This is a genomic window from Flavobacterium niveum (assembly GCF_055231775.1).
On record NZ_JBUYSX010000003.1, the window covers coordinates 38229 to 62435 of the forward strand.

At 42.8% G+C, this 24207-nt stretch carries 12 protein-coding genes; 7 read left to right on the forward strand and 5 right to left on the reverse strand.

Features of this window, described 5'->3' with window-relative positions; translation table 11 throughout:
* Positions 1-21: 21 nt before the first annotated feature.
* The 3 genes from ACZIX4_RS08610 to ACZIX4_RS08620 form a co-directional block, all read right to left on the reverse strand.
* Complete coding sequence (locus ACZIX4_RS08610; RefSeq protein ID WP_463335224.1) at positions 22-3330, reverse strand: DUF5107 domain-containing protein; 3309 nt, start codon at positions 3328-3330, stop codon at positions 22-24.
* Positions 3331-3347: 17 nt separating this feature from the next.
* Positions 3348-4757 (reverse strand): sugar porter family MFS transporter, encoded by a 1410-nt coding sequence (locus ACZIX4_RS08615; protein ID WP_463335225.1) that lies wholly within the window; start codon positions 4755-4757, stop codon positions 3348-3350.
* 127 nt (positions 4758-4884) lie between these two features.
* Complete coding sequence (locus tag ACZIX4_RS08620) at positions 4885-5769, reverse strand: AraC family transcriptional regulator (RefSeq protein WP_463335226.1); 885 nt, start codon at positions 5767-5769, stop codon at positions 4885-4887.
* Positions 5770-5932: 163 nt separating this feature from the next.
* Here ACZIX4_RS08620 and ACZIX4_RS08625 point away from each other — a divergent pair, with 163 nt between their 5' ends.
* From ACZIX4_RS08625 to ACZIX4_RS08655, 7 genes are all read left to right on the forward strand, one after another.
* Entirely contained in the window at positions 5933-6955 is a 1023-nt protein-coding gene (locus tag ACZIX4_RS08625) for an aldose epimerase family protein (protein WP_463335227.1), read from the forward strand.
* Between the two features lie 273 nt (positions 6956-7228).
* The gene (locus tag ACZIX4_RS08630) at positions 7229-9421 is read left to right on the forward strand and encodes an alpha-galactosidase (RefSeq protein ID WP_463335228.1); all 2193 of its coding nucleotides are present in this window, start codon (positions 7229-7231) and stop codon (positions 9419-9421) included.
* 76 nt (positions 9422-9497) lie between these two features.
* Positions 9498-10514, forward strand: coding sequence for a GntR family transcriptional regulator (locus ACZIX4_RS08635; protein WP_463335229.1), 1017 nt, complete (start codon positions 9498-9500; stop codon positions 10512-10514).
* Entirely contained in the window at positions 10514-12106 is a 1593-nt protein-coding gene (locus ACZIX4_RS08640) for a solute:sodium symporter family transporter (protein ID WP_463335230.1), read from the forward strand. Before ACZIX4_RS08635 ends, ACZIX4_RS08640 begins: the two co-directional genes overlap by 1 nt.
* A 259-nt stretch (positions 12107-12365) precedes the next feature.
* Positions 12366-15392 carry a SusC/RagA family TonB-linked outer membrane protein gene (locus ACZIX4_RS08645; RefSeq protein ID WP_463335231.1) on the forward strand — a complete coding sequence of 1009 codons (3027 nt, stop codon included), beginning with the start codon at positions 12366-12368 and terminating at the stop codon, positions 15390-15392.
* Positions 15393-15421: 29 nt separating this feature from the next.
* Positions 15422-16951 carry a RagB/SusD family nutrient uptake outer membrane protein gene (locus ACZIX4_RS08650; protein WP_463335232.1) on the forward strand — a complete coding sequence of 510 codons (1530 nt, stop codon included), beginning with the start codon at positions 15422-15424 and terminating at the stop codon, positions 16949-16951.
* Between the two features lie 273 nt (positions 16952-17224).
* On the forward strand, positions 17225-21262 hold the full coding sequence (locus ACZIX4_RS08655; RefSeq protein WP_463335233.1) for an immunoglobulin domain-containing protein: 4038 nt from the start codon (positions 17225-17227) through the stop codon (positions 21260-21262).
* Positions 21263-22078: 816 nt separating this feature from the next.
* On the opposite strand, the gene ACZIX4_RS08660 is transcribed toward ACZIX4_RS08655, so the two are convergent.
* A complete protein-coding gene (locus ACZIX4_RS08660; RefSeq protein ID WP_463335234.1) occupies positions 22079-23020 on the reverse strand; it encodes a glycoside hydrolase family 43 protein in 942 nt (313 codons plus the stop codon).
* 7 nt (positions 23021-23027) lie between these two features.
* On the reverse strand, positions 23028-24197 hold the full coding sequence (locus ACZIX4_RS08665; RefSeq protein ID WP_463335235.1) for an aldose epimerase family protein: 1170 nt from the start codon (positions 24195-24197) through the stop codon (positions 23028-23030).
* Positions 24198-24207 lie beyond the last annotated feature (10 nt).

Here is a 24207-nt window from a genome sequence, read left to right on the forward strand (position 1 = left end):
TAAACTTATCTCTAAGCAAACTTACACATTTACTTCTTCTTTCGTCAGCATGTTCAGGTGAATGGTTACACCCGAATGGCTTTTTTCCTGTTCCAGGACGGCCTTGAATGCGCTTTCGGCTTCTTCTTTTTTAGCAAGGCCAAATAAGCCAAGCCCCTGCATGTACAGGCAGTGTATGCGGTTTCGCCTGTTCAGGTCATCTTCCCATATCATAAGGTCGGGCAGCGATACGGCGAAGTAGTCTATAGTTACATTATCATTGATATGCTTTTCACCATAACTCACCAGCTTGCTGAAGCGGGTTTCGACCCCGTTTGTATCGCCAAGCTTTATAAGCGCAAGCCCCTGGTAGAAAATCTTGTCGGGCTGCTGGTCGTTATAGAAAATTGCAGCTGCCGGCTCGCTAAGGCCTTCGCCGGCAAGTGTCCACCATTGTTTCGCTAATTCTGTTTCGCCTTTTTTGTCGTATGCCACACCAAGCCAGTAATGGATGTCGTTTTCCTGCGCGCCGTGCAGCTTGCCTTCACCCAGGTTGTGCGGATATACCTGCGCCTGTTCCAGGTAGCTTATGGCTTTATCGTAGTCTCCGGTTTGTATGGCTTGTTTTGCCATTTCGGTGAGGCTTATAATATACTGGCCTGTTACTTTGCCTTCGCCGCCTTCCCACGGGTGGAAAATACGGTTCTGGATTAGTGTAAAGGCTTTCTCGTGCTTACCAAGCAGGTTGTACAAGGTTATACGCTCCAGGTACACGTCATCGCGCTGTATAACCAGTTCCAGGTGTTGCTCCAGGAATGCAAGGCGGTACACAAGGTCTTTGTTAAGGCGCTTGTACAGCTGGTCCAGTTCCATAAGTATACGGGCATCTTCTGTATCAAGGCTGAATGCTTTTTCAAGGCTTGCAAGCGCTTTCTCAGGATTTTCAAGCTTGTTATAATATGCCAGCGAAAGGTTGCGGTGTACCGTAGGGAAGGTGTTGTCAATGGCAACTGAATTTTCCCAACTCTCTATGGCTTCAGCATATTGGCGTGTCGCATACCAGAAGTTGCCCAGGTAGTACCAGGCCTTACTGTCTGTTGGGTTTGCCTTAATGGCAGCATTTAGCGTTATAACAGCTTCTGGCTGGTTCGGGAAACAATATTCCGGATTGGCGTTTGCAGCAGCTTTATAACATTCAAGTGCGCGTGCGGCATTACCGTTAAGCTCGTAGAAATAGCCCAAGTAATACCATGCCATAGGGTATTGTTCGCCTACATTAAGGCCTTCGCCTAACAGTGAAATGGCTTCATTGTAGAATCCTGCACCTGCATAATCTAGTGCATATTCTATATAGGTGTGTATGTTGCCACGCATCAGCTTATTAAGCTGTTTCAGGGTATCGTCGCTATGGGTTATCAGGTGTTTTTCATACAGCAGGCCAAAGTTAAAGCGGTCGTCAGCAAGATATTGCTCTATAAGCTGTAATGCTTTGGTTGTATTGCCCAGCTTGCGTAGCAGTATTACCTGTAAGTGCAGTGCCTTTTGGTCATTGGTATTTTTAGATATCGATTTTTCAGCATGGGTAAGGGCCAGTTGGTAATCACTATTTATGGCGTCTATTTGTGCTACGTTATAATACGCCTGGTTTTGCCATGCGGCATTCCATGCCGATTTATAGAAAGCATCGTATGCCTCAACATTTTTACGCTGGAATTTAAGGCTCAGGCCAAGATTAAAGTACGGCTCGCCCTCGTAAGGGTTGGGATTGCGCTGAGTAAGTGTTTTTACTGCCGCACGGAAATACTGCTCTGCCTCGCTGAATTTGGCACGGCGCATCAGCCAAAGGCCGAGGGCATTGTTGCTGCGTACATCGCCAGCATCGCGCCTTAGAGCCTCTTCATAATAAGGTATCGGGCTGTAGGTAGCGTGGCGGTACTGCTCCAGGTGCTGTGCAGTAAGGAACAGCTGTTCGTTGTTTTCCACATCTTCGGGGGCAAGTGCGGGCTTGGCAGGTTCAGGGATTTCGCTGGTGTTTTCACCTTCCCATTTCCAGTCGACCAATACATTACCTTTTTCATCGGTAACAACTATAGACAAGCCTTCAAGCGTATCTTTGGCAAAGCTTATACTGGCTTCATACGATACTTCCGGAGATGCATCATACTGTTTGCTCAGCAAAACTTCTTTACCGTCTTTAACCGTTACGGTAGTATTAGGGTAAACACCTGTTGTATAAGTTTTAACTATCAGTTGCCCATTTTCTTTTTCAAGGTTAACCATGGCATTTTTGGTAGCGTTTTTCACTACACCAAGGTCGCGGTACGGCATAAAGTACTGAACAAAATCCTTTTGCTCGCCCGGCATCAGCCACGAGAAATCAGGCTGGTTGTCGGTATACACACCGCACATAAGCTCTATGTATGGCCCATCTTCGTCGGTAAGGTTGCGGTCCCATGCCTGTCCGAAATCGCCGTGGCCCCATGTCCACTGCTTTTTGCCGGGAGAAACATGGTGGTTAGCCACGTGTAGTAGCCCGCCTTTTGAGTCATTTTCATAGCCGCCCACAAAGTTATACTTCGAAGTAATAGCCATGTATGAGGTAGGTACCGGTATGTTTTTGTATCGCGAAATATCGGTACCCGGAGAATAATCTACTTTGTAATACGTCCCTTTTGCAATAGGGAACGACGACACATCGCGCTTACCGTGGTCAAACACCGCATTTACATCGGGCGGGAAAACCGATTGGTAGTCATCGTTCACCTTAACGGCAGGGTTAGCCCACCAAAGGAACGTTTGCGGGAACGGTGTACGGTTGTAAAGTTTTGCCTTTATTTCCAAATATGATTTGTCAGGATGCAGGGTAAAGCCTGCCATACCCTTGGTGCGGAACATACGTTCTACCTCGCTGCACCATATGGTGGCGCTGCCATCGGGAAATTCCTCTATGGTAAAATCTACGGGGTCAAAGGTGCTTGGGCGGTGGTGCTGCGGCCAGTTAAATTCTATGCCGCCGCTTATCCACGGGCCGGTAAGGCCTACAAGCGCGGGTTTTACCACTTGGTTGTAGTACACAAAGTGGCGTTGCTTGGTTTTGTCGTATGCCATGTGCACACGCCCGCCAAGTTCGGGTAGTATCATTATTTTTACAAAGTCGTTTTCAAGGAAAACAGCCTGGTATTCTTTATCGGTTTTTTCGTCGGCAATTTTTTCAATAACGGGGTAGGGATACACCGAACCACTGCTGCCCTGGTATACACGTTTCTCTATAAAAACGGGATTTTTTTCGGGTTTGCCCACTTCATAGGTAGGGAGTACCACCGTCTCCTTCCATACGTTTACTTTTTTCATAACTGCGGGGATTTTTTTTAATTTTTATCAGATGGAACTTTTCCCTCAAGGAGTATCTCTTCGATTTCCTCAAGTGATTTGTTTTTGGTTTCAGGAAGTTTTTTCAGTACGAATATGAACCCGAGGGCGCAGATAACGCCGTAAATCCAGAATGTGCCCGATGTGCCCAGGTTTTCGTTAAGGTACGGGAAGGTTTGTACCAGCAGGGCAGAGGCTATCCATAGCGCAAAGGTGGCTATGGACATGGCTGCACCACGGAAACGGTTCGGGAATATCTCCGAAAGTATAACCCATACAATAGGGGCAAGTGTCATGGCGTAGATGGCTATAGCTACCAGTACCAGTATCAGCATAGGCAAGCCTGTAACATGGGTGTAATAGAAATATCCCATTACGGCATATATAATAGCCAGGGCGCCACTGCCTATAAGCATCAGCTTTTTACGGCCAAGCTTGTCTACAGTACCCATGGCAACAATGGTAAATATCAGGTTGATGCCGCCGGTAATTACTATGTTCATAAACAGGTCGTTAATACTGTAGCCTGCCGAAACAAATATTTCCTGCGCGTAGTTAAAAATGATATTTATACCGCACCACTGCTGGAAAACTGCCAGCACTATACCGATAATAAGTATTGATATTGATCTTTTGCCAAGCAATTCCTTAAGACTGCCGGTGTGGCCTTCGCCGGTTACGGTTTCTTTTATAGACGAAAGTTCTTTTTGGGTGTACTCATCACCACCTATCTTTTTAAGTGTCGCAGCAGCTTTGTCATACTTGCCTTTACCTGATAGAAAGCGCGGGCTTTCGGGTATAAAAAGCATCAGTACGAAGAACAGCACCGCAGGGAACAGCCCGGCCCAGAACATCCAGCGCCAGCCGGTTTGCCCGTTCCATGAGGTTAAAATATCTATATCGGTAAAGCCATCCGGTATTTTTTCGGTAATGTACATGTTGGTTATTTGTGCACCGAGTATACCTATAACTACGGTAAGCTGGTTTATGGAAACAAACAGCCCGCGGGTTTCGGTTGGGGCTATTTCGGCAATATACAAAGGCGAAATAGTACTGGCTATACCTATACCCACACCGCCTATAATACGCCAGGCTATAAAGGCATTAAAGCTTTCGGCGAGGCCGGTACCCAGTGCACACAGGCTGAAAAGCACGGCGGCTATTATAAGGAGCGGTTTGCGCCCGTAGGTGTCGGCAAGTTTACCTGCTACGGCAGCACCGGCCACACAGCCTACAAGTGCGCTGCTCATGGCCCAGCCCTGTAAGGCAGGCGAATTTGTAATTCCGAAATAAACTTCGTAGAAAGGCTTGGCGCCACCAATTACAACCCAGTCGTAACCGAACAGCAGTCCGCCAAGTGCAGCCACAAGGCTGATAGAGAGTAAAAATGTATAATTAAATTGTTTCATATAAGGTTATTATAGCGATTGTAAAATTAGTGGGCTACAACCTTATAGCTATGGATATTTTATTTGAATAAATGGACTATTCTATTAATTATAACCTGCCTGTTGTAAAACAACGAAAACAATTGCGCTAATGGCGGTACTCTTTGCGGTAGCGCAGCGGCGGGGTGTTCATTATCTTGCGGAAAAGGCGCGAAAAATACAGCGGGTCGTTAAAGCCCAGTATAAAGCTTATCTCTTTTACACTCATATTGGTAAAGCTAAGGTATTGGCAGGCTTTCTGTATTTTAAGGTGGTTAAAGTAGTGTATGGGTGAGTACCCTGTCTGCTTTTTAAACAGGGTAAAAAAGTGAGATGAAGAGTAACTGAACTTCTGGGCTATTTCATCTATTTTAAGGGGGGCATCAAGGTTTTTCTTCATGTATTCTATAGCGCCTTCAACTGTATTATTCTCTGATAAATTTTTGTCTTTATCTTCATAATACTGCTCGTATAAAAACGAACCCAGCAGCTGCCACAGGCTTATGTTTACAATTTCTATGTTGGCCTCACTGTAGCCGCTTTCCAGGAAATCAATAATACGGTTAAAATGTACTATGCGGCGCTCCTCTAATGAAACTGAGACTGATCGCCCGCCGGAAAGCATTTCGAACTTTTGGTAAAACTGCACGGCCTGTTCGCCTGTAAAATGTATCCAATAAATGCTCCACGGGGTGTTTTCGTGGGCATAGTATTCATGTGCCACACCCGGCGGTATAATAAAAAAGGTGTTAGCTTTAAGCGTTATGGGTTTATTGTCGCAAATAATTACGCCTTCGCCTTTATAACAATATATAAGGATGTGCTGCTTGCTGCCGTTTTTGCGGCGTATGTGGTGGTGTATGGCATTAGGAAAAAAGCCAACATCGGTAAAATATAATTTACTGATAAGCTCGTTCTTTTTTATGCCCGAAACAATGTTTTTCGGCAACACTATCATGCGCTGCCCCAGGAAGCCTTCTTTTACTGATTCCATAGTATTAGTGGTATGCCAACGTAATTTAATCCATATTTTGGCAATTAATGTCCATTCGCGGTACAAAATTCAAAATTACTTTTGAAATAAACTACAACGATTTAATTGTTTTTTAAACATCCACACATTTTATCATTCACAAATAAACGGTTTTTAATTTAATATGCTTAAAAATAAAGTAATTCAAAGTTTTTTTACTGATAATGACATTGCAATTTTTTCTGAAGATATAAAAGTTTTCAGGCTTGAAAATATTCACGGAAATTACGTTGAATTAACCAATTATGGTGCAATAGTAAAATCCATAGTAGTTAATGACCGTTTTGGGGATAAAGATAATGTGGTGCTGGGTTACCCTTCGCTACAAGGATATGTGGATGACCCTTGTTATATGGGGGTTACGGTAGGGCCGTTTGCCAATCGGATTAAAGATGCCGGTTTTACAGTGGACGAAATAACCTATCAGCTTGATAAAAACGACGGTGAAAATAATAACCACAGTGGCAGTGCGGGTTTTAATAAAAAGGTGTTTGGCTATGCGGAAGAAGACGGTAGTGTAGTGTTCACATTGCAGTCTGCTGATGGGGAAGGAGGTTTTCCGGGGAACCTTGATGTAGCTGTAAAATATACCTGGACTGATGATAACGAACTGATTATGGATTATGCCGTAACTACCGATGCGCCTACACCGGTTAACCTTACCAACCATGCGTATTTTAACCTCTCGGGTTGTAAAGAAACCATACACAGGCATAACCTGGATATAGATGCTGATTTTATGCTGGAAACCGCCGCAGACCATGTGCCCACAGGGAAAGTATTGCCCGTAGGTACTATGTGCTTCGATGGACAATTGCTTCAGGATGTAATGCGTGGAGGTGGTATCAACTCTTATTATATATGCGATAAGGACAGTGCAGATGCAGTTTGCGAACTGTACCATGAAGCATCCGGCCGTTTTATGCAGGTGTATACAAGCTATCCGGGTGTGCAGCTGTATACCGGTGATTTCCTTACTGGGAAACATGCTTCTGCTCATGGTAAAAAGTACGAGCCATTTGACGGGCTTTGTCTTGAATGCCAGTTTTATCCCGATAGCCCTAACCATACACATTTCCCTGATACCACACTACGTCCGGGCGAAATATATAACCATACCATCATCTGTAAATTTGGTACACGATAAATTTTGCGTTAGATAGTTTTTACTTGTTACCAAAACCCTGCACATTGTGCAGGGTTTTTTGTTTGCTGTTTATATAATTTATTGCCAGTATTATTGCGTATAAAGAATTAAAAAGCTGCTAAAAAATACTTTTTTTTACCAAATACTTTTTTTGTAAAGAATTTGTTGTATTATTGTAGAATAGAATAGTATAATAAAACTCCCTGTTTTTGCAACAGTTTTATGGTATACATCACCTTATTTAAATAACCAGTTATAAACAATATACACAATATGAAAAACATAAAGCAGTCAGTAGCTTCGTTACTGTTTGTACTTTCCGGAGGAGGAATGCCTTTGCTGGCGCAGCAGCTTATTACCGTTAACACAAAAAGCAATGCCCTGGTACTTGAAGTAAATAAAGACAAAGAGCTGGGTACCTTGTATTTTGGTGAAAAACTGGCTACCGAGGGCGATTATGGTAAAGTATCGTCACAGTACCGCCAGGGTAGTGAGTATACCGGTATTTACAATTCGGCTTATACGCCTGCGGGATCTAAAAACCTGTTTGAGCCTGCTATAGCCGTAACCCATGCTGATGGCAATATTTCGCTGAGCCTGCATTATGTTTCGCATAAAACCACTTCGCCTGCAAAGAATGTTTCGCAAACCGAGATTATCCTGAAAGATCAGGTGTATGCCTTTGAAGTACATCTATTTATAAAAACTTTTTACGATAATGATGTTATAGAACAGTGGGCTACGATAAAGCATAACGAAAAGGGGAGTGTAATCCTGAACAAATATGCTTCGGCTAACCTGTACCTTAAAGGGAACAACGATTTTTATCTGGGGCAATACCAGGGCGACTGGGCAAGGGAAATGAACCCTGAAGAAAGCCATCTTACCCATGGCATTAAAGTGCTTGATTCTAAGTTGGGTACCCGCGCCGACCTTTTTCAGCCGCCAGTGTTTATGGTGTCGCTGGAAAAACCGGCAGGTGAAGATGAGGGCAAGGTGCTAATGGGCGGGCTGGAATGGGCCGGTAACTTCCGTAATGAGTTTGAAGTAGACCCGCTTAACAACCTGCGTATTATATCGGGCATTAACAATGCTTCGGCAAACTATGTGCTTAAAAAAGGAGAAACGTTTACCACACCTAAATTTTGGTATACGCTTTCTGCACATGGCAAGGGAGAGGCAAGCCGAAACATACACAACTGGGCACGCGATTATAAAATACTGGATGGCAATGGCGACCGTATGACACTGCTGAACAACTGGGAAGCTACGTATTTCGACTTTGATGAAACCAAGCTTAAAGAGCTGATAGCCGACAGTAAAAAGCTGGGTGTAGACCTGTTTTTGCTTGATGACGGCTGGTTTGGCAATACCCATCCGCGTAACGGCGATACTGCCGGCCTAGGCGACTGGCAGGAAAATAAAAAGAAACTACCGAACGGCATTGGTACACTTGTACAGTCGGCTAAAGATAATAAGGTGAAATTCGGGATATGGATAGAGCCGGAGATGGTGAACCCGAAAAGCGACCTGTACAAGCATCATCCTGAATGGGTAGTGAAACAAGACGGCAGGCCGGAATATTACTTCAGGAACCAGCTGGTACTGGACTTAACCAACCCGAAAGTGCAGGATTTTGTTTTTGGGATGGTAGACAACCTTTTTACCAAAAACCCGGAACTGGCTTATATAAAATGGGATTGTAACGCTGTGGTGTACAATGCCAATTCTAAATACCTGAAAGAAAACCAGGGTAATTTTTATACCGACTATGTAAAAGGTTTGTACTCTGTACTACAACGCATAAGGGCGAAATACCCTAAAGTGCCTATGATGCTTTGCTCAGGTGGTGGTGGCCGTGTAGATTACGGTACGCTGGAGTATTTCACAGAGTTTTGGCCGAGTGATAACACTGACCCTATGGAACGTATTTATATGCAGTGGGAGTACTCATATTTTTACCCTGCATTGGCCACTGCAGCCCACGTTACAGACTGGGGCAAGCAGCCGATAAAATTCCGTACCGATGTGGCCATGATGGGCAGGCTTGGGTTTGATATTGTAGTAAAGCATCTTAGTGATGGTGATTTACAATACTGCCAACAGGCCATACAAAACTACAATGCACTGCGCAGTACCATATGGCAGGGTGACCAGTATCGTTTGCTAAGCCCTTATGATGCAGATGCCGCATCAGTTTCTTATGTAAATAAAAGCAAGGATGAGGCGGTAGTATTTACCTACCTGGTAAAAAACAGGTACGAGGCCGGCACACACACGCCTGTAAAACTAAAGGGGCTTGATGCAAAAGCAAATTATAAAGTTGAGGAGATTAATGTGTATCCCGGTACTACACCTGTTATAAATGCAGCGACTTACAGTGGCGACTTTTTAATGAAGGTAGGTATTAACCCTAATGTAAATACATACCATACCAGTGTGGTTTTAAAACTAACACGTGTGTAGTTTACATTATTAGTAATATATTTGTAATTTGTTTGAAAATAATCCACCTAACCTACTTTAGTAAGTAACAATATATATGAAGGAGATCATTAAGCAGATCAAAAGCCTGGAGTCTGTAAATTCCCTGTCTAAGCACGAGCAGCTGGTGCAGGGTATTATAAACGCTATAGACGAAAAGGTGGTAGTAAAGGGCGACCTGTTGCCTTCTGTAAATACTATTATAAACGAACTCGGTTTTGCACGCGAAACCATAGCAAAAGCCTATAAAGACCTTGTACACAGGGGTATTATAGAAAGTAAAAACCGCTTAGGGTATTTTGTAGCCACAAACGATGTACAGCAGGAGCTGAAGGTGGCACTGCTTATCTTTGCCTTTGATATTTTCCAGGAGACGTTTTACGAAAACTTCAGGAAGGGGCTGGGCAGTAACGTACAGCTTGATATATTTTTCCACCATAATAATTTTGACACGTTTGAAAATGTGGTGCAGAATATTAAGGGGAAATACGGCATGTATGTAGTGGCACCGATACCTAATAAAAAAACTCCCGATGTGCTGAAGCAACTGCCTACAAGCCGAGTGCTGCTGGTAGACCGCTATGTGGAAACCGATGAAGACTACAACTATGTGGTACAGGAGTTTGGCGATTCATCGTACAGGGCATTTGAAAAGCTGAAAGATAAAATCAAAAAGTATGACGAGCTTATATTTTTCTTTAAGCCATCGTCAGCAGAACCGTCTGAGATACTGGATTCGTTTGCAAAATTCATGAAGGATTATAATATTAATGGTGTTATAAAGCAGGAATACGAATCGGGTTCGCTGGAAAAAGGCAAAGTGTATTTTACCATCCACAACCTTGAGCTTTGGGAAATGCTGAAAGACAGTAAGCTGAAAGGCCTGAAGATAGGGGAGGACATAGGTTTTATTTCGCATAATGATGATATTGTTAAGGAAATTATCTTTGACGGTGTTACCACGTTTTCTACCGATTTCTCTGTAATGGGGCGTAAGGCTGCTGATTTTGTATTAAACAGGGAGGCGATACATGAAGTAATACCTACCGTACTAATAGAACGCAATTCGCTGTAATGGAACTGACAGCCATAGCAAGTTTTTTATTTTTTACCGGCCTTATTGCCGTAATATCATATTTAAAAACCCGAAGGAGGATAGCACAAACCACTTCGGGTTTGTTTTTTGCCGACCGTAAAAACAATTGGGTTATTGTAGGAGGTGCATTACTGCTGAGCAATATAAGCGCTAACCAGTTTATTGGTGAAAACGAATCCATCTACATTAATAATATGAGTGTCATAGCCTGGGGTGTAAGCTCTGTGCTGGCTATGCTCATAGTAGCCGAATATTTTTTACCCATTTACCTGCGTACCGGTTCCATGACCATACCTGATTTTTTGGGTAAGCGCTATGATGCTTCCACAAAAAGGCTGGTTTCTTTGGTTTTTTTGTGTAGTTATCTTGTAAATCTTTTACCGTCAGTGTTATACGGAGGGGCTGTAGCTTTTACAGGTATGTTTAATTTTCTTGAACCTCTACATCTTACTTATTGGCAAAATATATGGATAATGGTGTGGATAATAGGCATCATAGGAGCTATGTATTCGCTACTTGGTGGATTGCGTGCCATAACCATATCTGATACTGTGCTGAGCCTTGGGCTTATAGTGGTGGGGGTAGCCTTCCCTTATTTTGGATTCAAATACCTGGGTCACGGCAGTTGGAGTGAAGGCCTCAACATGATATTAAACAACCATAAGGAGCATCTTAATGCTATAGGCGGCCCTAAAGATGAGGTGCCGTTCTTTACCATATTTACAGGTATGTTTATTATTAACCTGTACTATTGGGGTATGGAGCAGTTTATTGTACAGCAGGCACTGTCTGCAAGAAGCCTTAAAGACAGCCAAAAGGGTATGGCGCTTGCCTGTATAGGTAAGCTTGCAGGGCCTTTTATTATAAACATACCCGGGCTTATAGGCGTGCACATGTTTTCACATTTAGATAATACTGCTACAGTATTTCCGCTGGTGGTAAAAAATACATTGCCTTATGTATTTATAGGGCTTACGGCGGCTGTAGTTTTGGGTGCGGCTATAACCACATTTAATGCCGGGCTGAACAGCAGCAGCACACTCTTTACGTTAAACCTGTACAAACCCTGGCTGGAAAAAAAGAGCCAGCCCGTTACCGAACAAAAACTACTCCGCGCCAGCCGTCTGTTTGAAATAGCCATATCGCTAACTGCCATGCTTGCGGCGCCGTTTATTTTATTTGCGCAGTCAGGGTTTTATACTTACCTGCAGCAGCTGTCGGGTATGTTTTGTGTGCCGGTATTTACCATAGTGCTTATAGGCTTTTTAAGCAAGAGGGTACCGCCACAATCGGCCAAAATGGGTATTATATTTTTTATAGCTTGCTACATTACTATTAATTATATAATAGATGCAGACATCCATTACCTGCATATGCTGGCTATACTGTTTGTGCTTACCACCGTATTTATGCTGGTTACATCGCGTTTATTTCCTGTTTTTAACTACTCTGAAATAAACATGCAGCAGGTACCTACCGCCCCGTGGAAAAATCGCTATGCTACCTATGCTGTACTATTTATATGTATGTTGGCTATATTTATTTTGTTTTCAAAATATGGTATAGCATAGTATATCTCTTTGCTTCATTTTAAGTATTTTATTTATATAAAGGCTTAAACTTTTAATACCTAAAAATTTATTTAAAAATATTATCAAATCTCAAAAATTAAGTTTGGAGGTTATAAAAATATTTGTATGTTTGTGTTGTAGTAGAATAGTATAGTACAATATAGTTTTTTACTATTACAAATACCCAATTAATATTTAATTAACCTAACATTTTAACCAAACCCTTATGAGAAATGTGATAAGACATTTATGCTTATGTATGGTTCTTTTGTGCTGCGGCACTGCCATGGCCCAGAGTATAAGTGGTACCGTAACGGATGATACCAATCTTCCGCTGCCGGGCGCTACTATACTGGTACAAGGAACCACCAATTCTGCTGTTACCGATATGGATGGTAACTATACCCTGCAAAACGTAGCTGCTGATGCTGTGCTTCAGTTCAGTTTTATTGGCTTCACCTCGCAATCGATTGCGGTTGACGGACGTACTACAATTAATGTAACACTGAAATCAGCGAGCAACGAGTTGGACGAGATTGTACTGGTAGGTGCTTCAGTTAAAAGAAGTGACCTTACGGGTGCTGTAGGGAGTCTTTCGGGTGACAAGCTTAAAGAGACACCTACGCCAAATGTAGTGCAAGGGCTTCAGGGACGTATTGCGGGTGTTTACATTCAGCAGAATCCAAACCCGGCCGGTTCGGCATCAATAAGAATCCGTGGTATCAATTCAATGAATTTTGGTGGTAACCCACTGTTTGTTGTAGACGGACTTATTATGGAAGGCAATTTTGAAAATATTAACCCAAATGATATTGCAAGTATCGATGTTCTTAAAAGTGCTTCTGCTACAGCTATTTACGGTTCGCGTGGTGCAGCCGGTGTTGTGGTTATAACAACTAAAAAAGGTTCAAGAGGAGGCGAAGGCAAAATTGAATATGATGCTTGGGTAGGAGTTTCAGAATTTGCAAATAAAGTTCCGCTTATGAATGGGAAACAACTTTTTGACCTTAGGGTTGATGCTTTTGCAAATTCATATATGGACGGAACTTATACCGGAGTGCCTGCAGGGCTTAGCAGGGCAGATTTTACCAATCTGGTAACCTCAGATGGCTCACCGATATTTGCGCAATATGAACTTGATTCATATAGGGCAGGTAAAAGCTACAACTGGCTGGACGAAGTTACCCGTACAGGTGTGCAGCTGAACCATAACCTTAGCTTTAGTGGTGGTACAGAAAAAGGAAGTTACTATGTGAGCCTTAACTATGTTGATAACCAGGGCTTGTTAAAAAATTCTGGTTTTAAAAGGTACAACGGAAAAGTGAACCTTACACAGGACGTTAAGTCATGGCTTCAAATAGGTACTAATACTACTTTTTCACGCAGTGAAGCAACGTATCAGGAGGGAAGTGCATTCCCTACTGCCCTTGGTGCGAATCCACTATTGCCTATAGACCGTGAAGCAACATACCTGCGTTATGGTGAAACTCCTGATCCAAACTTATATAACCCTATACTTAGCCTTGATATTATGAGTGTAAGTAAGAGGAATATGTTTACCAGCAGTAATTTTGTAAACATTAAACCAGCCAAAGGTTTTGATATAAGGAGTACGCTTAGTGCTACGGCAATTGACCAGGCTAATTTTGATTACACACCTACTTACACTGGGCAATCTATAAGAAATGCTCAGAACAATAATAATGGTATAGGGCATCACTGGAGATATTCGGAATATAACTATCAATGGGACAACACCATTACTTATAGCAAGACAATTAATAATGACCATGACTTTAGTGTTATTGGAGGTTACTCAGTATCAAAGAATACTAATAACAGTACAGATGTTACAGTTAAAGGTTATGTAAGTGATGATTTTTATTACTTAAACCTGGGTGCAGCTTCAGATAAGCCTAATTTTAGTGTGGGTTCAAGTTTTGTAACCTCAAGTATAATGTCTTATTTCGGCCGTGCTAATTACGACTACCAGGATAAGTATTTTATTACCGGTACTCTTAGGTATGACGGTTCATCTCGTTTCGGTGAGAATAATAAATGGGGGGCTTTCCCTTCTGCTGCACTGGGCTGGGATGTGTCTAAAGAAAATTTCCTTAAAGATGTACAAGCAATCAATCAGTTGAAACTGCGTGTAGATTATGGTGTAGTAGGTAACCAAAATATACCAATAGGTTATTACCATACCCTATATAATCCAAGCTATACCAATGGCACTATAACCTATACATCAAACAATGTTTTAGGTAACCCTAACCTTAAATGGGAAAAACAAAAACAATTAAATATAGGGGTTGATTTTGCAGCATTTAACAACAGGTTGAGCCTTAATGTAAACTATTTCAATACGCACAATGACGATCTTCTTATGCTAAGGGACATTACGCCGGTATCTGGTTACGAGTACCAACTTGACAATATTGGCTCTATGGTAAATAAAGGTATTGAAATAGGTGTTAATGGAAGTATTATAAGGAGTAATGATATCAACTGGGATATTTCAGCAAATATTTCATCAGCAAGAAATAAGGTTACAAAACTGCATGGTGATGTTGATACCATATGGAATTATGGAGGTTACAACAATTCGGATATACAGCAAACAGGAAACTTCTTCCTTGGTAAACCTGTAAACTCTATTTATGTATACGAGTATCAAAAAATAGCCCAGGAAAGTGATATGGATGCAGTAAGCCAAATTGACTACGGCGGACGTATTGTAAAACCGGGAGATATTATGGTGGTAGACCGCAATCATGACGGTAAAATAAACGATTCAGACCGTTATGTCGTAGGTAATACCAACCCTGATTTTTATGGTGGTTTTAATACCAACTTTACATGGAAAGGTTTTGGGCTGAATGCTGTATTTGCTTACACAATTGGTGGTAAAAGGATTAGCGGTATTTATAGTGGCTACATGAACTCAAATGGTATGGGCGCCGCATATTCTGATCTTCAGGACCGATGGACACCGGACAATACAAATACCGACATACCAAGGGCATATTATGCCGGTGGACGTTTTAACCTGAGCGATACAGATAAAGCGATACAAAATGCTTCGTACTTAAGGCTTAATGCACTTACGCTTTCGTATAACCTGCCGTCTACTCTTGCAGAGAAAGTGTATCTGAAAGGCGTGAAACTTTATGTTACAGGCTCTAACCTGTTTACCATTACAAAATACAAAGGTTATGATCCGGAGGGGGGAGACTCTTATCCACTGTCACGCATGTATGTAATGGGTGTTAACGTTTCATTGTAAAGGCTATGAAAAAAATTAAATATAATTCTATGAAAAAAATAATATTAACAGCTCTGGCCTGTAGTTTGCTTTTGGTTTCATGTACAGATTATCTGGACCATGATAATGAAACAGCATTTACCGAAGAAGAAGTCTTCTCTAAAATGGATAACGTTGATCCATATATATTAGGCTTAATAACTTCATGGAGAAATTTACAAAAGGATAGGGGAGGGCTTAGGTTTTCTCTTGGTAATGATGAAACGCAGCAAGGTGCTTATCAGGTACAGACTGATCCTGACCAGGCAGAGCTTGACCGTTATAACGGCTATAAAGGAGCAGAAAACAGCGCCATAACTGTGCAGTGGGATGACCGCTGGCCTGTGGTGAGTGGTGCTGCAAAAGCCATATACTATCTTGGCCTTAATACAGAGGAAGATGCTGCAAGGCGTGACCTTCTTATAGGAGAAGCAAGCTTTTTAAGGGCAACAACCATGTTTGAACTGGCCATGTACTGGGGTAGGATACCTGTACTGGATCCGGCACATGCTGAAGAATATGGTTATAAAAGGCAACCTCTGGATTTAGTTTATTCGTATATAGTAAACGATTTACAAACGGCTATTGCTAAACTTCCGGCAACGCAGGAAAATCATTCGTTACCTACAAAGTGGGTAGCACAGGCACTATTAGGCAAAGTATATATGTCTGCTCCGCAAGAATCAGGATACAGGGATTTCAACCTTGCTAAGCAACAGTTTGAAGCTGTTATAAGCTCAGGACAATTTAGCCTGTTGCCAAGCTATGCCAACCTGTGGGAGCCTAACTATGCCAACAACCAGGAGTCATTATATGAATGGCAATATAACAATACCTGGCCGGATAACAACCAGATACAATGGCAAACCGGTTCAAGGGCAGTAGCAAACTTAAACCAATATGCTTATTTCGGGGGATATGACCTTATCCTACCTACGCAGTATTGTTATAAAGATAAAACAGCCGGCGGTATATGGGAAACAGGTGATACCCGTAAAAATGCAAGTATACGTTACAGTTTTACCTATCAGGGTATTAATCCGGCATTACCATCACCTTCAGGTGGAGACGAACTGGATCCGCACATTAAGAAATATGAGGATATCCGTACACAGGGCTCGCAGTCGTTTTGGAATTCAGGTAAAAACAAGCCATTCATCCGTTATGCTGATGTTTTGCTTAGCCTCGCAGAATGCCTTAATGAACTTGGACAAACAGGTGATGCTATCAATTACGTAAACCAGGTACGCACACGCGGATTTGGTGGTACATTGCCCACAGGTATGTCGTGGAGTGGGCTTTCACAACAACAATTCAGGGATCAAATCCTTGATGAACGTATGCGTGAATTAGCTTTTGAAGGCTGGAGAAGGATGGACTTGATACGTACAGGCAAATTTGTTGAGCTTACAAGTGTAAGAAATAAATGGGCATTGGAAAATGGAACCATTAATCAAAATCATGTGCTTTATCCTATACCTCTTAAAGAGATAAAACAAAATGATGAAATAGGCCCAGAGGATCAAAATCCGGGATATTAGTGTTTAGAGTTATTAGTTTGGGTTAGCATTTGTAAAATGTTATTTTACAGTATAGCTATGTACAGGGAGCCGGGTTACGGCTCCCTGTTTTTTTTGATATTTATAAAATGATTTTTAACACCATTCATCGGCAAAAGGTGTTTTTCGACGAATTATTTCAACGGGTAAACTTCGCCATTCATCTACACTTGGCTAATCCTACAGCGAAAAACGCCCGTGTAGCCTGCTTTTCTGTAGTTCCTTTGCTTCAGAAATAGTAAAAATCAGTTTTTCATGAAGAGTATTACCCCAATTAAGAATTTATGTTTAGCGCTTGTGCTGTTTGTTACAGCAGCGGCTTACGCCCAGAGCACTAACACCCCTACGGTTACGGCAACTGTGCCTACTAATGTAACCTACAGGACAACAATGACCATAACCGGTACTAACTTTGCATCTGGTGCTACGGTTAACTTTTATGTTGATGGTACCAGTGGTACTACTGTAGCTGCACTAAGTACTACTTATGTATCTCCTACGCAAATGACCGTTGTGGTTCCTGCCGTAGTTGCTTCAGGTAACGCTGCTGCTACCAAATACTTCACAGTATCTAAGGTAGTATCAAATGTTACGTATACCAGTGCGGCAGCATCTTATACTTACACTCCGCCTGCGCAAACTCCTTCAGGTGCAGTTGTAGACAGGATTATTACTAACTACAATGGCTACTGGAGCAGTGGTACAGCCGGAAGCGGTTATGCTACAAACGGCACCCAGCCCGACAAGCAACACAGCCTTATGGCTTTCCGTTACAATGGTACACTTTACAGTACCGGTAGCGAAACTGAAATAACAAACGTACTAAGCAGCAGTACTTCAACAGGTACTTATACTGCCGGTAACTGGAGGGCTATCCCGGTAAATAACATTTCAGGTACTGTGCCTTCAGTAAGTTCAGCTGTATACATTGTACTTGCAAACCTCATAGATGGTAGCGCTACAGCTTCTGTACACACAGCTCCATCGGTTGTGGGGCTTTCTGCCCGCGACGTGCTAATCGACGGTACACGTGGCCTTGGCCTTGGTACAGGTTTAACTAACCTTCCTTCTACAAGCCCACTTACTTTTAGTGCCGGCAACATCCTTGAAAACAAAGCTGGTGACAACGTCCCGGACATCATGGTTACCCAGGTGGCTGACCCTACTACCTCTGCTTTTACAACTTACTGCTTTATAGATGTTAACGGTAACATTGTAGGTAAGCCTGTAGAAATCAACATGTCTTCAATTTCTAAACTTGGAACTTATAAGACAGACTTCTTTACACTTACTGCCGGACAATCATTTAATACTGCTACAGTAAGTGGAGTAGGTAACCCGGGTGGTTCTACAAGGGATATAAGGATGCTTGCCTATAAGCTTTCAGATTTCGGTATCAACGAAACTAACAGGACCCAGGTAGCACAGTTTAAAGTGCTTACAAACGGTACAGACGATATGGCTTTCATGGCTTACAACAGGGATACCTTTACCATACCTGCCCCGGAAATTACTAGCCAACCTGTAAGCAAGGCAGTTTGCCCTGGTGGTTCAGCAACCTTTACAATCGCTATCTCATCAACAGGTTCAGGTACAGAAACTCCTACTTACCAGTGGGAAAGGAATGGTGTTGCAATAAGCAACAGCAGCAATATAAGCGGCGCTACCACAGCAACCCTTACAATATCTAACGTTACTGCTTCAGATTACGGTATCTACCGTTGTGTGGTAACTAACGCTACAGGTGCAGCTTTCAGTAACATGGCATACCTTAACTCAGTATTCCTTTCTACAACTACCAGCGCAGCTACATGCCAAGGTACAGCTACAACACTATCTGCCAGCGCAGAAGGTAACGCACCTCAATACCAATGGTACCTTGCCGCTAACGACGGTGCCAGCAACAGCACTACAGGCGGTACAGCTATAAGCGGTGCTACTGCTACTAACTACAACCCGGTTGTAACTACTACAGGTACTAAATACTACTACGTTCAGGCTTATCCTTCAGGCTACGCTTGTGCTCCTGTAACTTCGGTTGCAATACCGGTAACTGTTTATGCAACTTCAGCTGCGGGTACAATAACTGCTGCACAGTCTACAATATGCTCTGGTAACACTACAACACTTACAGCAGCCGGTTATACTGGTAACCTTCAATGGCAACAATCTACTGACAACAGCACTTGGGCTGATATAAATGGTGCTACAACTGCTACATACACTACTGCTGCGCTTACCACTACTACCTACTACAGGGCTGTAGCTACCAGCGGAACTTGCGGAAGTGCTACTTCAGCTGTAAGCCCGGTAACAGTAACTGCCCCTGTAAATGCAGGTACGCTTTCACCAAGCCAAAACGTATGTAACGGTGACCTGCCAAGCGCTATAAGCCTTACAGGTTATACAGGAAGCGTAGTACGTTGGGAGCGTTCATCAACTGCTGACTTCGCTTCATACACACAAATAAACAATACAACTGCTACACTAAGCAGCAACGAAATAGGCACCATTGCAGCAACTACTTACTTCCGTGCACTTGTACAAAGCGGTAACTGCGGTTCGGTTTACTCAAATGTGATTACCCTTTACGTAGGTTCTACAACATGGGACGGTACTTCTTGGAGCAACGGTTTCCCTACAGGTGGTAAGGCCGTAATATTCAATGCCAGCTACACTGCACCGTCAAGCTTCGCTGCTTGTACGCTTACAGTACAAAACAACGCCCAGGTAGTTGTACCTACAGGTTACACTGCTACAGTTCAAAACTGGGTAAACGTAGCTACAGGTAGTACACTTACCTTTAACGATAACGCTGCCCTTGTGCAAATAACTGATGCTGTAAACAGCGGAAACATTACACAGCACAAATACAGCAACCCACTATACAGGTTAGATTACACACTATGGTCTTCACCGGTAGACGGACAAAGCCTTTACAACTTCTCTCCGGCTACTTCAAGCAACCGTTTCTATGAGTACAAGTACGACACTACAGATGGTGGTACTACTTACATGAACGCTTACTGGCCAATAAGCAGCGCTACTATATTCAGCACAGCAAAAGGCTTCCTAATCCGTATGCCAAACGTTCTTTCAGGAAATGTAAACGGTACTACTAACGATGGTGTTACAACCCCGGCCGAATACATAGCAGGTACAGACAACTATCTTTTTGATGGTGTGTTTACAGGAGCTCCTCACAACGGTACATTCACTTACCCACTAAACACACAAGGTGAGCGTTTTACAGCAGTAGGTAACCCTTACCCTTCACCAATAAGTGTTATAGATTTCTTTGCTGCAAATGCTAACGCAATGGATGTAACATCAGGTATCTACCTTTGGAGGAAGAAAAACAACTATACACAAACATCGTATGCCATCATAAACCAGTCAGGTTATGTATCTAACCCTACAGTAGGCGGTGGTACAGAGCAAGGTGTATACTTCGGAAGCAACAGTGCTACATGGACAATATCTCAGGCACAAGGTTTCTTCGTAAAAACTAAAGACGGTGCAGTTAACCCACACGTAACCTTTACAAACAGCATGCGTCGTGCAGTACCGGGAGCTTCTCAAGCGTTCTTTAAATCAGCTGCCAATGCTTCTGCAAGCGCTAACACAGGTTCTCGTCTTTGGTTAAACATATCAGGTGACAACAATGCAGCAGCCCAAACACTTGTAGGTTACTTTAACGAAGCTACAACCAGCCTTGACTATGGTTACGATGCTAAGAGGTTTAATGAAAATGCAATAGCACTTTACTCTATCGCTGAACAAACTGAACTTGTAATACAGGCAAGGCCGGCTTTTGAAACTACAGATGTTGTGCCAATGGGTTATGCTACTGAAACTGCAGGTACTTTCACCATCAGCTTAGACCACGTAGACGGTGTGTTTACATCTGGCCAAAAAGTATACCTTAGGGATAACGTAGAAGGCCTTGTTCGTGACCTTACTGAGTATGATTATACTTTCTCAACTGAGGCAGGTTCTTTCAACACACGTTTTGAAGTATTCTACACTACTCAGGCTCTTGGTACTGAAAACCCTGTCCTTGCAAGCAACAACGTGATTGTATACACAGAAGTCGCTACAATAGGAATCAACAGCGGAAGCGCCCTAATGAATGGTGTTGCTATATATGACATCCGCGGCCGTCAGCTTTACAGCCAGGAAGGTATCAACGCTACCGAACTTAAAGTAAGCAACATTACTGCACAAAAACAAGTACTTATCGTAGAGGTAAATACTGTAAACGGTAAAGTAAGCAAAAAGATAATATTCTAATCAGGCTGCTACTATTTCTATAAAACCCCAAAAACTGATAAGCCCCGCCGGTTTCCCGGCGGGGTTTGTTATTTTATATAGGGTTGCAAAAATGATGTATGGCATATCTGTAGAGACGTTGCATTGCAACGTCTCTACTGCAATAGGTTCCACCAATGTTTTGCATTGCAACGTTGCTTATTAAATGTAATAGTTGAATCATTTCTATTTGTCATAATTATTCTACACAACACACCCCTAACCCCTCTCAAGAGCTATCGTGTGTACACAAATCGCTTTGTGGACTTTTTAGCTTTCCAAAGGGAAGTCTTGGTGTTCTTTTAAGTATAATTTAGGTGTTTTGTGAACTTTGTGTAAAACTTTGTGCCCCTTGTGGTAGAAAATTTCTCGCAAAGACGCCAAGCCGCTAAAATGTGTCCACACGATAGTCTCAAGAGGGCAACACTCAGATGTGTTTACTTAGATCTTTAAAACATAGCCGCTTTTATCAGTAAGAGTGAAGCTATTCCCCCCTTGAAATCGAAGATTTAACGATTCAAAAACAAAATAATATATGGAGTTATAGGGGATAGGGGTGTGTTTTTTAAATTATGACATTCTTTATAGATTTGACTATATATCCCGTTAGCTCCCTATAAAGAAAGCCTTCACATACTACATTTAGATTAAAGCAGGCTTTATAAACCTTCGAGGAACTTTGCGCTCCCTTTGGGCTACTTTGTGCAACAATTTACTCTCGGGTAAATACCATAACGGCAGAGAATAGCATAAAAAAACGGCTGCCTTGTGGGGCAGCCGTCTTACCTAACCAAACTTCTAATGTAATGAAGGAAATGTAACTGAAGATTCAGCTTTAATGTTCAAAACTCCGTTTTGTAATATAATAGGGACAATGGCCGTTTTTCTGGGGGAAACTTCCGTGTCCGAAAAATGTGTATGGAAAACATAGTACATGTTTCCTTTCTTGTCATAAAAAACATCGCCGTGGCCGGTACCGGGATAACCAAGCCCTTTAGTAGCTATAAAAGGGCTGTTGTTTTCCTTATCCCAGGGACCGTAGGGGCTTTTAGATGTAGCATAACCCACGGCATAATCCTTATTCCTGAAATCATTAGCCGAATAAATCAGGTAATAAAGCCCGTTCTTCTTTAAAACAGTAGGGCCTTCGGTTACCGTCCATTCCACTTTTTCTGTGTCTTCCCAGGTCTTTGTGGCATGTATGCATTCTTTTAAAGTAGCAGGTTTAATGGCACTGAGGTCGCTTTCCATTTCGGCCACAAAAATGCGGTTGCCCTTATCCAGCCTTACGTGGTAGAGGTAAATTTTCCCGTTGTCAAAAAACACAAACGGGTCTATCTGCCGCACGTCCGATGCCAGGCACTTGCCGTCGTTTTTAAACGGGCCAAGCGGGCTGTCGCTGCTGGCTATGGCTATCTGTTCGTTAGCCGTATAGGCCATATAAAACGTGCCTTTGTATTCAAAAACCTGCGGAGCCCAAAAGCCTGTATCGCCATAGCCATCGCCTTTTTTAAAGGCGTAGCCGTCGTGTTTTCCGGCAGGGCCGCTCCAGGTTTTCAGGTCGGTTGAGGTATATACTAAAAAACCTTCGCCCGGTATGGCATTGCTGCCTTTGGTACCATATAAGTAGTAAGTGCCTTTATGGTAAAAAACAGTGGGGTCAGCCAGCAGGGGATTACCAGTTTGGGCAATCCCTGTAAGGCTGAAAAACAACATGTATGCTAATATGTATACCCTCATAATTGTGTTATTTTTTGGTGCTGAAACGGTATTCTGAAACCGTGTGGTATTTCGCACCCGGTTCCAGTAGTATAGGGGCAAATGCAGGCTGGTTCACAGCATCAGGGAAATGCTGGGTTTCCATACAAAATGCCGTACGGAACTCATCTTTGCCACCCGATTTAAACGTGTTTTTGCCCTGCATAAAGTTGCCGCTGTAAAACTGCAGCCCCGGCTCCTGTGTATAAATATCCATAACAACACCCGATTTGTCTCCGGTTACGGTAGCGGCATGGCGTATGGCATCAGTTCCGGCAGCATTAAGTGCATAGTTATGGTCGTAACCTTTACCGTTTTTCAGTTGTTCATTATCGGCAGCTATACGTTCGCCTATGGTATGCGGCGTGGTAAAGTCAAACGGCGTACCGGCTACTTTTTCCACTTTGCCAAAAGGTATCAGCCCGGCATCTACCGGCGTGTAGCCGTCGGCATTAATTACTACGCTGTGGTTCAGTATGGTGCCGCTGCCTTCACCGTTAAGGTTAAAGAAGGCGTGGTTAGTCAGGTTTACAGGGGTTTTCTTATCAGTAGTAGCCTCATATTCCATTTTCAGGGTACCGATATCGCTTACACTATAGGTAACCTTTACATCAAGCTTGCCCGGATAGCCCTCTTCGCCCTCGGGTGAACTATAAGTAAAAACAACCGTTTCCTTATTAGGCTGGGTTACATCCCACACCACATCCTGAAAGCCTTTTATACCACCGTGCAGGCTGTTTTCGCCGTTGTTTAGTGGCACATGGTACTCTTTACCGTCAACTTTAAATGTACCCTTGGCTATGCGATTTCCCACACGGCCTATAGTACCGCCAAAATAATGCTCGGTAGCGTTTTGGTACGCTGTAGTGCTGTTTAGCCCCACCACCACATCTGTCATTTTTCCGTCTTTACCCGGAACCCAAAGTCCCACCACGCGTGCGCCATAGTTTGTAAAAGCTGCTTTTATGCCTTGTGCTTCTATAAAGTACAGGCCGGTTTCCTTGCCGTTTACTTTGGCTGCGAAGTCCTCTTTTTTCAGGTAGGTTTCATAGCCGGTAGCAGCAGTTGTAGTGCTTTCGGCAGGCGCTTCCTTTTTAGCGTCCTTACAGGCTGCAAGCAGGGTAAGGCACAGCAATGAAGCCGCTAATCTTTTATTCATTTCCATAGTA

Coding starts and splice junctions, on each gene's coding strand:
- ACZIX4_RS08610 (WP_463335224.1), bottom strand. CDS start 3,330: ATGAAAAAAGTAAACGTATGGAAGGAGACGGTGGTACTCCCTACCTAT.
- ACZIX4_RS08615 (WP_463335225.1), bottom strand. CDS start 4,757: ATGAAACAATTTAATTATACATTTTTACTCTCTATCAGCCTTGTGGCT.
- ACZIX4_RS08620 (WP_463335226.1), bottom strand. CDS start 5,769: ATGGAATCAGTAAAAGAAGGCTTCCTGGGGCAGCGCATGATAGTGTTG.
- ACZIX4_RS08625 (WP_463335227.1), top strand. CDS start 5,933: ATGCTTAAAAATAAAGTAATTCAAAGTTTTTTTACTGATAATGACATT.
- ACZIX4_RS08630 (WP_463335228.1), top strand. CDS start 7,229: ATGAAAAACATAAAGCAGTCAGTAGCTTCGTTACTGTTTGTACTTTCC.
- ACZIX4_RS08635 (WP_463335229.1), top strand. CDS start 9,498: ATGAAGGAGATCATTAAGCAGATCAAAAGCCTGGAGTCTGTAAATTCC.
- ACZIX4_RS08640 (WP_463335230.1), top strand. CDS start 10,514: ATGGAACTGACAGCCATAGCAAGTTTTTTATTTTTTACCGGCCTTATT.
- ACZIX4_RS08645 (WP_463335231.1), top strand. CDS start 12,366: ATGGTTCTTTTGTGCTGCGGCACTGCCATGGCCCAGAGTATAAGTGGT.
- ACZIX4_RS08650 (WP_463335232.1), top strand. CDS start 15,422: ATGAAAAAAATAATATTAACAGCTCTGGCCTGTAGTTTGCTTTTGGTT.
- ACZIX4_RS08655 (WP_463335233.1), top strand. CDS start 17,225: ATGAAGAGTATTACCCCAATTAAGAATTTATGTTTAGCGCTTGTGCTG.
- ACZIX4_RS08660 (WP_463335234.1), bottom strand. CDS start 23,020: ATGAGGGTATACATATTAGCATACATGTTGTTTTTCAGCCTTACAGGG.
- ACZIX4_RS08665 (WP_463335235.1), bottom strand. CDS start 24,197: ATGAATAAAAGATTAGCGGCTTCATTGCTGTGCCTTACCCTGCTTGCA.